General features: G+C 43.7%; 4 protein-coding genes and 2 pseudogenes. 4 read left to right on the top strand and 2 right to left on the bottom strand.

Annotated elements, in window-relative coordinates:
• Positions 1 to 171: 171 nt before the first annotated feature.
• Positions 172 to 444: pseudogene (locus tag V6C93_RS34020) on the bottom strand (TrpB-like pyridoxal-phosphate dependent enzyme); the annotation flags it as partial.
• A gap of 16 nt (positions 445 to 460) precedes the next feature.
• Here V6C93_RS34020 and V6C93_RS34015 point away from each other — a divergent pair.
• Positions 461 to 784, top strand: coding sequence for a TerB family tellurite resistance protein (locus tag V6C93_RS34015; protein ID WP_333481117.1), 324 nt, complete (start codon positions 461 to 463; stop codon positions 782 to 784).
• 140 nt (positions 785 to 924) lie between these two features.
• Here V6C93_RS34015 and V6C93_RS34010 read toward each other — a convergent pair.
• Positions 925 to 1,137, bottom strand: a pseudogene (locus V6C93_RS34010) (TrpB-like pyridoxal-phosphate dependent enzyme); the annotation flags it as partial.
• 323 nt (positions 1,138 to 1,460) lie between these two features.
• On the opposite strand from V6C93_RS34010, the gene V6C93_RS34005 reads away from it, so the two are divergent.
• The 3 genes from V6C93_RS34005 to V6C93_RS38630 all read left to right on the top strand — a co-directional run bounded on the left by V6C93_RS34005 (position 1,461) and on the right by V6C93_RS38630 (position 2,695).
• Positions 1,461 to 1,877: a XisH family protein gene (locus V6C93_RS34005; RefSeq protein WP_333481114.1), complete on the top strand. Its 417-nt coding sequence runs from the start codon at positions 1,461 to 1,463 to the stop codon at positions 1,875 to 1,877.
• Complete coding sequence (locus V6C93_RS34000; RefSeq protein ID WP_333481113.1) at positions 1,865 to 2,200, top strand: XisI protein; 336 nt, start codon at positions 1,865 to 1,867, stop codon at positions 2,198 to 2,200. The genes V6C93_RS34005 and V6C93_RS34000 overlap by 13 nt, the downstream gene beginning before the upstream one ends.
• 339 nt (positions 2,201 to 2,539) lie before the next feature.
• A complete protein-coding gene (locus V6C93_RS38630; RefSeq protein ID WP_349262928.1) occupies positions 2,540 to 2,695 on the top strand; it encodes a type II toxin-antitoxin system RelE family toxin in 156 nt (51 codons plus the stop codon).
• The last annotated feature ends 100 nt before the right edge of the window (positions 2,696 to 2,795 follow it).

Below are 2,795 nucleotides of genomic sequence, written 5' to 3'. Positions count from 1 at the left end.
GGGAAGCTGAGCGATCGGGAGAAAGGTGAACGTAGGCAGTTGCGATTGGGGTTGTGCCTTGCTCAAAGGGAACCTGAACTACTTGACGTTCAAGTTGTTGCAGGAGGGCGATCGCATCTTTGTCTTGAATATCAACAACTGAGGGCGGTAGAAAATCAGCTCTCATCAGCCCTAACCGACAACGGGTAATCTTGCCAGAGCCATCGCTACTTCCTCTGTACTGTACTCGGTATCTACTAGTTTTCCTGCCTGATAGTCCATGTACGCCTGCATATCAAAGTGCCCATGACCGCAAAGGTTAAATAAAATCACCTTGCTCTCTCCAGACTCTTTACATTTCAATGCCTCATCGATCGCTCCCTTAACCGCATGGTTGGCTTCTGGAGCGGGAAGGATACCTTCGACACGGGCAAAGGTCAATCCTGCGGCGAAACAACCTAACTGATATAAAGATTGGGCTATTGGATTCTGTGCATCCTGGGGAGTAGCAGACTGGGTAATTGAAGAGCTAAAAGCATACGAAGCAGATGAAGATATAGAAGAGGTAATTGCTCGCTCTCCTCAAGTATCTATTGCACAAAGAGATTTACTTCTCACAGCAATTAGAGCTTCTGCTGCTGATGGAGAACTTCATGAACAGGAAAAGAAAAAAATTCGGCAAATGGCTTCTATTATAGGAGTCAAAGAAGAGATAGTAGAGCAGTTAGAGCAGCTACACCAAGAAGAATTAGCATTACGGCAAAAGCGTGTTAAGCTGCTGTATCCGGAGAAAAGCCCCTATTAGGTGAGGATATCAGGTAGGTTGGGTTGCGCGATAGCAAAACCCAACAAAACCAAAGGTTACATTTGTACTTCGTTTTACCCGAAAGGCGTATGCGTGTTGGGTTTCCTTCCTCAACCCAACCTACGAGGCGAGCGATCGCACTGAACCTCGTCAGGAATCTCAATCCAGCGTTCCTGGCTGACTTCCTGTTCAATCAGGCTCATGGGAAAGAGGGGAGCCAGGTCATCGGGAGTAATCGGTTGTCCGGTGCCGGGATGGAGAACGGGGGGTAGAGGCGTGGACAAATCCGCCTGAATGTTATACCAGGCAGTGGGCATTTGGTCTTCCGACAGGAGGTATTTGATGGTGTTCATTCCAGGTTCTAGAGAAAGTAGCGGCTTTCTTGAGTTGAGGCTTATATTGTCGCCGATTCCGTGAAGCGGACGCTATGCGCTACGAGAAAGCGTCTGCGAAGCAATCGCGCCTCTGGCATAAAACCTTAGACCTGTGAAAGAAAGTCTCCTTTCATCCTGGAGTGTGAGCGATACGCTCATGGCAGTCTCTTGCATAAATCCTGGAATGTCCCCTAAATCCCCCAATTGGAGCATTGGAGCTGCGAGTTCTGAGCTTTAATTTTGGAGTAAAAGCAGAAGTAATAAAATATAGTTAACCACAATCAGGATGAAGAGCATCCACGATGGCTAAAGATGTTTTCCATCAACAGGTTAAAAATGCCTTAATCAAAGATGGATGGCATATCACCCATGACCCTCTCACAATTCGCATCAGTGAAGCGGTCAAATTACAAATTGACTTGGCGGCTGAAACTACAATCGCAGCAGAACGAGACTCCGAAAAAATTGCTGTAGAAATTAAAAGCTTTGTTGGGGACTCAGATATTAGCGCATTTCATACTGCCTTGGGGCAATATCTTAACTATTGCCAAGCACTTGAAGAACAAGAACCAGACCGAATTGTTTACTTGGCTATTCCCTTGGAAACCTATCAAGATTTTTTTCAGCTTCCCTTCATCCAACGCTCTCTTAGGCGCTACCAAGTCAAGCTGATAATTTACGATCCCAAATTGGAGGAGATTAAGCAATGGATAAGCTAGAACAATACCGACAATTTATCAAGCATATTTTGACGGAACACGCTCAAATTGCTACCACTACTGATACGGTAAAAGCCGAGCTAATATTTGATAACGAACATGACCATTATCAACTCGCTTATGTAGGTTGGCAAGGAGATAAACGGGTATTTGGTCCTGTGATGCACTTTGATATTCAAGACGGCAAAATTTGGATTCAATATAATGGTACCGAAGACTCTGTTGCCGAAAGGTTAGTTGAAATGGGTGTACCCACTTCAGATATTGTCCTGGGTTTTCATTCCTCTTTTAAACGCAAATTTACTCGTTATGCAGTTGGTTAAAGATGTGGAAAAATAGATTTGAGCGATCGCACTGTGGTGAGGATATCAGGTAAGTTACATTTGTATTTCGTTTGACTCCAAAGGCTTATGAGTGTTAAGTTTCCTTCGTCAACCTAACCTACGAGGCGAGCGCTCACGCTTGAGATAATTTATTGTACGGGAGAAAAATGGCTGTTATAAAACCTACTGCATTACGAGAAGTAATCTTTGAAGGAATAGATTCAGAAATATTTAAAATACCGGATACTAGAACACGTCTTAATACTCAGCAAAATTAGAGATGTAGAGTTGCTCCAAAGAATTCAATAGATTCTTGAAGAAGTTGAGAGTATTGATAGTTTGACAGATTTAAGCAACGTCAAAAGACTAAAAGTAGAGGGAGACTACTACCGCGTCCGAGTTGGTGACTACCGAATTGATCTCTCTGTAAGGGAAGATGTTGTCACATTCGTTCGAGTGCTACATCGAAAAGAAATCTATCGTTATTTCCCCTAATCGTTAGCGAAGAAATATCATGGCTAGCACCAGAGAGCAACTCATTCAGGAACTTGACCAAACTCCTGATTTCGTCATCCAAACCCCATACTATAAAAAT

The sequence above is a fragment of the Allocoleopsis sp. genome, from assembly GCF_036703385.1.
Classification (GTDB): Bacteria; Cyanobacteriota; Cyanobacteriia; order Cyanobacteriales; family Coleofasciculaceae; genus Allocoleopsis.
Note: the sequence above shows the minus strand (reverse complement) of the source record. Positions and strands in the feature narration are given on the sequence as shown.

Excerpts from the sequence above, each read along its gene's own strand:
- V6C93_RS34005 (WP_333481114.1), top strand. The coding sequence starts at position 1,461 with ATGGCTAAAGATGTTTTCCATCAACAGGTTAAAAATGCCTTAATCAAA.
- V6C93_RS34000 (WP_333481113.1), top strand. The coding sequence starts at position 1,865 with ATGGATAAGCTAGAACAATACCGACAATTTATCAAGCATATTTTGACG.